Below are 1,335 nucleotides of genomic sequence, written 5' to 3' on the forward strand. Positions count from 1 at the left end.
CTCGTCAAGTACAATGCTAACTCCACCACCTACAGTCGCATTCAAAACGGCAGGAACAGCATCAGGGTCAAGCACTACCGGCGTCGCCGCGGCATCACTCCCAAGAACCTCAAAACTATCGCCCGAGACACCCGCAAAACCGAATACCAAGTTAGCTCCTTGATCCTGAATAATCTGCAAATCACCAGTAGCACTATCTATGACGGCGGTAACCCCCACCAACGCAGACGAGTTAATACGAGTTCCCAAGTCGGCCAATTGCAATGCATCTGTTGCACCGGCTGGCTGGAAACTAATTCCGTTTAAGCTAATACTCATATTTCCTGAGGCATTATCATATCCAGCTAAGGTTATTGTAGAGCTGGTACTAGCAGTCGCATCCACACCTTCTAAAAGCGAAAACTGAGATGCAATTGCCCCGGCAGTTGATTCCGCAGTCGTTGTAATGGTCTGCGACGTGCCATCCGGAAAGGTCACTTCGATATCCTGACTCGCATAGCCATTCACAATTCCTGCTTGTGCTACACCAACATCCGTTGCACCGTTCGAGTTAATCGTTGTGCCACTCTGAGTCAAAGCTTCTTCTGAAGAATCCAGATTCAAAGCTGCTTCGACATTAGTTGATCTTGATGGAGGCAGATCATTCGCATCAACAACCAGATCACCCAGAACTCCCGATACCGTCCCACCTTCATCAGCCTGAAAGCCCTGGACACGCATACCCGTGTTATTGACCATGAAACCATCTTTATCCACACCTAGCTGACCAGCACGCGAATATTTGGCCTCACCCTGATCACTAAGCACGAAAAAGCCATTTCCGGTAATTGCTAAGTCCAGGTTATTGTCAGTAAAGCTTACGTTACCCTGACCAAACATCTGTCGAATATTTTGTACTGCGACACCGTCTCCCGTTGAGGTAGCCCCCCTGCCGAAAAAACTATTGGAATAAACATCACCAAACTCGGCACGCGAACGCTTAAAACCAACAGTACTCGCGTTCGCAATGTTATTACCCGTAACTTCCAAGTCCGTGGAGGATGCTCTCAACCCACCTAATGCAACGTTAAACGGCATACTACACCTCTCTTCTGATTCTTTTTGTCGTAATGATTACAATTATTTCGCACGCCAGACACATACTCATGCCTAGTTAATCTCTCTAACATCTTCTAAAGGAATAGCGCCCATACCGGCTAAGTTAAGCGAAATGGCACCACCAGTCCCGATCGATACGCTACTCACATTGGCGGAAAGCAAGGTCGTAATTTGACTTACATCTCCTCCTTGATTCGATTCAGCAGCGATCGTGTAATTGTCATAGGGCATCTGCTC

General features: G+C 47.6%; 2 protein-coding genes. Both read right to left on the minus strand.

Features of this window, described 5'->3' with window-relative positions:
• On the minus strand, positions 1 to 1,077 hold a 1,077-nt coding region (locus A3757_RS23825; protein WP_156506540.1), incomplete at its 3' end, for a flagellar hook-basal body complex protein.
• A gap of 72 nt (positions 1,078 to 1,149) precedes the next feature.
• On the minus strand, positions 1,150 to 1,335 hold a 186-nt coding region (locus A3757_RS23830), incomplete at its 5' end, for an FLgD tudor-like domain-containing protein (RefSeq protein WP_304439220.1).

The organism is Oleiphilus sp. HI0117, assembly GCF_001635235.1.